Genomic DNA, 4,860 nt, shown 5'->3' on the forward strand with positions numbered 1-4,860 from the left:
ACAGGGCGTTTTTCCCGAGGAGGATGAAGCGTTGCCCGGGGAACACGTCCGCCGAGAGCGATTCGAGCGAACTTATTATTTTTACTTTAATTAATTTGTTATAAAGAGAGAGGGTGTCACCAAAAGCTAGTTGCTTTTGGGACACCCTCTTCCACCTCAATTGTTTATTAAGAGAGCATAAAATTTGTTCTCGAAAATAAATGAAGGTACACTTTTGAGACTCCGAGGGCTTAATCTATTTAAAAATAGAGTTATAATTACTTTTCTGAAACTTAAAAACTTCTAATTGTTAAGTTTGGTAGCTGGTAAAAATATCCAAAAGCGTGGCCCATATTTATTCAGCACAATTGCTAAGGCTTTATTACTCCGGATAAAGATCCTGATATGTTTCTACTGTATGTTTAATTAATTCCTTTAAAACATTGGTATCGATATCAGACAATTTATTTACATAAATACAAGCCTTACTCTTCGTGTGTTTACCGAAGTTTTCTAATAACTTTTCTCTTTCCTCACTTTCATAGGCCAAGTAGAGACTTATTTTCGCCTTTCTTGGTGAAAAAGCCGCTAAAGGCGCATCCCCTTCATGGCCTGATGCATACTTATAGTGATAACTGCCAAAGCCTATAATACTAGGACCCCACAATTTTGCGTCATAACCAGTTACCTCTTCAAAAATTTCTAATAACTGATAGGCATCTGCCTTCTTCTTCTCATTTCCCACACTTTCAATAAATTCAATTACACTATTGTCGGTTTCTTTCATCTTCGGTTCATACATATATGCGCTCTCCTATTCTCTGAGTAAATGCATGTTTACATTATTGTCATCACTATGTTCTAGAATAAAAATCCAATTCCCTGTAAAAATGAACAATTTTTTAAAAAACCGAGCTAAAATCTTTTCCTGTCTATGCAAACAAAAAACACCATCCAATTCATGTTATAAATCGAATTAGCGTTTCTTCGTTATAATTATTTTGTCCGCAATATTTTCTCCATCGTTTTTCCCTTTGCTAACTCATCGATCAGCTTATCCAAATAACGGATTTCCTGCATAATTGGTTCTTCAATGTCTTCTACTCGCACGCCGCAGATGACCCCTTTAATAAGAGCCCGCGAAGGATTGAGCTGGGGAGCTTCCGTAAAAAAGGTCTCAAAGTCTGTCTGTTTTTCCAGTTGCCCTGCTAACTCTTCCTGGCTATATCCCGTCAACCAGCGGATAATCTTATCGACTTCTGCTTTCGTCCGTCCTTTTTTCTCTGCCTTCGCAACATAATGGGGATAAACTTTTGCGAAACTCATTGAATATATATTATGTTTGCTCATGATAATTCCTTCCTTATATTTAGATCGAGTTGATATGACAAGGATAACCGGCAATCATTGGTTTGCTTTGTACCGGCATAAGGGGATGCTGCACCCTATGGAAGATTTAGCTGCCAGGAAACCCCGAAGCGGTCATTTAACCAGCCAAACTTTTTACTGAAACCATAATCGTTTAAAGGCATAAGTGCTTGTCCACCCTCACTTAGTTTCTCAAAAAGATTATCCAGTTCCTCTTCCGTATCACAAGTAATGAAGATTGAGATAGAAGGTGTAAAAGCGAATTGATGTTTAATATAACTGTCAAAACACATAAACTCCTGACCTTTTAAAGTAAACGCAGCCTGCATAACTGAGCCTTCTGGTCCATCTTCATCAGCCCCATATCTAACAATATTTGTGATTTGAGAGTCCTCAATGATTGAGGTATAGAAATTCATTGCTTCCTCTGCACTGCCATCCTGAAACATTAAAAACGTGGATATTTTTTTCATTATTTACCACTCCTAAAATATATCGAATTTACTCTCCCGTTAGATTTTTCACTGAACTAAAATCAGACCCTTAGCAAACCTCGGAATCCTCTCGCTGCATAATAGGATTCTGCTCCATTGTGGTACATAAACACAGTGTCATAGCGCCGGTCACAAAAAATTGCCCCGCCTAGTTTTCTAATATGATCAGGGGTTTGTACCCAGCTTGACGATTTCAAATCAAAACTTTCAATTTTCTGCAGCTCCCGGTATTGTTCCTCCGTTAATATCTCAATTCCCATGGAAGCTGCCATATCAATAGCATTATTTTCCGGCTTATGTTTTTTCCTTGACTCCTGCGCTTCATGGTCATAACAGACACTTCTTCGACCTTTAGGACTTTCCGGAGAACAATCATAAAAAATGTATTCGCCTGTCGTTTTACCAAGGTCAACAACATCCGGTTCACCACCAGAAGTCTCCATTTCATAAACCGACCATAGTTTTTCAGGATTATCTTCGAGCCTTGCTTGCACTTCCGCCCATTCAAAACGGTTATGCCGATTCATATTTTTCTTAAAACGGGTTTCCAGTATTCCGAGCAGTTCTTCACGTTTTTCTGGTGGCAACTCCTTATTTATCTTCGTCATATAAGTATCCCCCTTGTTTTCCCTATAATTGGATAACGAATAAAGTACTCCGTTAAAACAACACTTCTACAGCTAAATATGTATGTTAACTTGCTTTTTAAGTTAGCGATCAGATAATGCTATTTAACTTACAAATTTGTTTTGTAGTATTCACGGAGTTCAAATGCATTATCTTTCCATTCAACTGTATGGCCATGGATTAATTGATCAAGGACATCCAGGCATCTATGCCACCCTGCAGCTGTGTATATCGCCATTGTGCGGTCATCGAACGTATGGCTGAACGTCAAAGTGCATCCTTGAGCCGTTTCATCGAGGCTTATCTCTAATAAATCATCTATTTCCCGAAAACAGAAGGAGTATGGAGGAAGAAACTCAGTAATAACTGCCTCGTAGACGGAACCTTCCCCGTCATCGAACTTTATCTTCCCGCCAACACGAAGATCCATATCTCCAGTTGCAAATGGATACCACCGAGTGAAATAATCCGGCTCTGTTATAAAACGAAATACTTTTTCAGGACTATAAGAATATTTACGTTTAAAAACTAAAATGTTTCTTCCATCTCTTTCATAGAGTCTGCCATAATTACTCAAGGTATTACCTCCTTTATCTTTCCCTCACCATTTTTACCAGTACACTAATTAAAGTATACCATTTCATTTGCTCTTAACTGGAGAAATTGTCATAGGTTTCAATATAAAAAACCAGCCAAAATCGGCTGGTTTTTACATTTCTTATTAAAATCCCTCACTATTGCTCCGGCATAAGGCGGCCTTCTTAACGGAGGTGAACTTATTAACTGCAGATGCTGGGAAATCCTGAATTAGCCTGCACATTAACACCTAATTCATCTTTTGTTTATGATCCTCCATTTGAGGCGGCTCCTCCATCCAGCCATTTTTTATCATGATATCTGCGCCATTATGAGCATATTCAAAAATATCTTTCATGAAAATCCCCATTTTTGCTGGAAGGTCATTTCGTAAACTAAAAGCTGTCCCGAGCGAACTGCTGCCCATAGAAAAGCTGCAAAACAGACTGATACAATACATCATTAATTTATCTGAAAATGGAGCAGTTGTTGAACGAGTTGCATTCCCGCCCGGAGCTTGAGGAACTGGGAGGTTTGTTTGAATCATAATTTCACTTAATTCTTTTATGATGCTTTTAGAAATTTCTGCGCCTTCCTTAAAGTAGTTTTTCACCTCTCCATCATTTGCAGACTGGCCAAAACCAAGTATCAATTGTAATCCAATAAGATTCGATTCAATCCCTTTATGAACATGGGCAATCTCCACTGTATTCAAGGGTCTTTTTTCATTGAATGGATTGAGAATCACCCCACCTAAATAACTATTGTCTTTTACAAACTCAACTGATTTAGGCATTGATACGTAAGGGGCCCTCACAAGCAGCCCCTTCTCGAGCAAATACTGCGAGGAAATCCTGTAATACTTTTGAGTAAGTGCAGTAAGACCTTCAAACAGCATATTGAGATCTTCACGGAATGTCATCGTTATATTTAATGCGTGCAATCCCATGCTGATTTCTTTTAACAGCCGGACTAACATGATATCAAATCCATTATCATATAACTTTGGAGCGTCTTTATTTACGTCCTCTGCTGTGTATCCAACTGGAATTACAGCCCCTTCCTGTTCATATATCTCAATGATTTTACTAACATATTCGTCCAGCTCATTATACAAACCAGTCATAATATTTCTGGCTTTATCATCATCGGCTTTCTCTATAAAATACTCCAACATTCTTAAAATCATGGTTTTTTCCTGATATGTAAGCCATAAAGTTCCTAATTCTGATGATGTTATTGGTGCTTTTTCCGGCATAAATAATCCTCCCTAAAATAATTGATTTTAGGATTCAATAATTAATACAGATTTATACCAATTGCATATCTTATTTCAGATTTTAATTACCTGAACTACTCACCTGTCACTTTCAAACAAACACATTAACCATGAGACGACCGTGAAACATTTTCCGTGAAACAAGATTTTTCGGGTGGTGACAGCGTACTATGTCAATTAGTTTTTTCTTGTTTTTGCGTAATCCAAATAACCTTACGTAAAAATATACAAAAAATACCATTAAGCAACTGACAGAAAGCTTTATAGATGAGTCTCACTCTTCTCGGACTTGAATAGAACACTACCTCGTTTCAATACTACAGGGATACAGCCTGGTTAGTTCAGGTTTCGTTGTCATAACGTACAATTCGCATTTGTAGGACGAGGTAAATCATGCTGTCACTCGAGGTCTATGCCTCCGGCACCGAGTCGATTTTCCCTCAGCCCCAGAGGAGGAGACTCATATTTTATTAGTAAGAATCAAATTATCATAATTTTATGCTGCACTAATCAATTGATAAAAATCCTTCATTTTTG

6 protein-coding genes are annotated in these 4,860 nt (G+C 37.8%); all 6 read right to left on the reverse strand.

Annotated features, from left to right (window positions below; all coding sequences use genetic code 11):
• Nucleotides 1-361: 361 nt before the first annotated feature.
• The 6 genes from BK582_RS17085 to BK582_RS17110 all read right to left on the reverse strand — a co-directional run bounded on the left by BK582_RS17085 (nt 362) and on the right by BK582_RS17110 (nt 4,302).
• On the reverse strand, nt 362-781 hold the full coding sequence (locus BK582_RS17085) for a DUF1801 domain-containing protein (protein WP_078596199.1): 420 nt from the start codon (nt 779-781) through the stop codon (nt 362-364).
• Nucleotides 782-975: 194 nt separating this feature from the next.
• A complete protein-coding gene (locus tag BK582_RS17090; protein WP_078596200.1) occupies nt 976-1,329 on the reverse strand; it encodes a DUF2200 domain-containing protein in 354 nt (117 codons plus the stop codon).
• Nucleotides 1,330-1,424: 95 nt separating this feature from the next.
• On the reverse strand, nt 1,425-1,820 hold the full coding sequence (locus BK582_RS17095) for a VOC family protein (RefSeq protein WP_078596201.1): 396 nt from the start codon (nt 1,818-1,820) through the stop codon (nt 1,425-1,427).
• Between the two features lie 62 nt (nt 1,821-1,882).
• A complete protein-coding gene (locus BK582_RS17100; protein ID WP_078596202.1) occupies nt 1,883-2,449 on the reverse strand; it encodes a DUF4256 domain-containing protein in 567 nt (188 codons plus the stop codon).
• Nucleotides 2,450-2,577: 128 nt separating this feature from the next.
• A complete protein-coding gene (locus BK582_RS17105; RefSeq protein ID WP_078596203.1) occupies nt 2,578-3,045 on the reverse strand; it encodes an SRPBCC family protein in 468 nt (155 codons plus the stop codon).
• 249 nt (nt 3,046-3,294) lie between these two features.
• Nucleotides 3,295-4,302, reverse strand: coding sequence for a DUF3231 family protein (locus BK582_RS17110; RefSeq protein WP_078596204.1), 1,008 nt, complete (start codon nt 4,300-4,302; stop codon nt 3,295-3,297).
• Between the last annotated feature and the right edge of the window lie 558 nt (nt 4,303-4,860).

The sequence above is a fragment of the Evansella clarkii genome (assembly GCF_002019695.1).
Classification (GTDB): Bacteria; Bacillota; Bacilli; order Bacillales; family Salisediminibacteriaceae; genus Evansella; species Evansella clarkii.

Coding starts and splice junctions, on each gene's coding strand:
- BK582_RS17085 (WP_078596199.1), bottom strand. CDS start 781: ATGTATGAACCGAAGATGAAAGAAACCGACAATAGTGTAATTGAATTT.
- BK582_RS17100 (WP_078596202.1), bottom strand. CDS start 2,449: ATGACGAAGATAAATAAGGAGTTGCCACCAGAAAAACGTGAAGAACTG.
- BK582_RS17090 (WP_078596200.1), bottom strand. CDS start 1,329: ATGAGCAAACATAATATATATTCAATGAGTTTCGCAAAAGTTTATCCC.
- BK582_RS17095 (WP_078596201.1), bottom strand. CDS start 1,820: ATGAAAAAAATATCCACGTTTTTAATGTTTCAGGATGGCAGTGCAGAG.
- BK582_RS17110 (WP_078596204.1), bottom strand. CDS start 4,302: ATGCCGGAAAAAGCACCAATAACATCATCAGAATTAGGAACTTTATGG.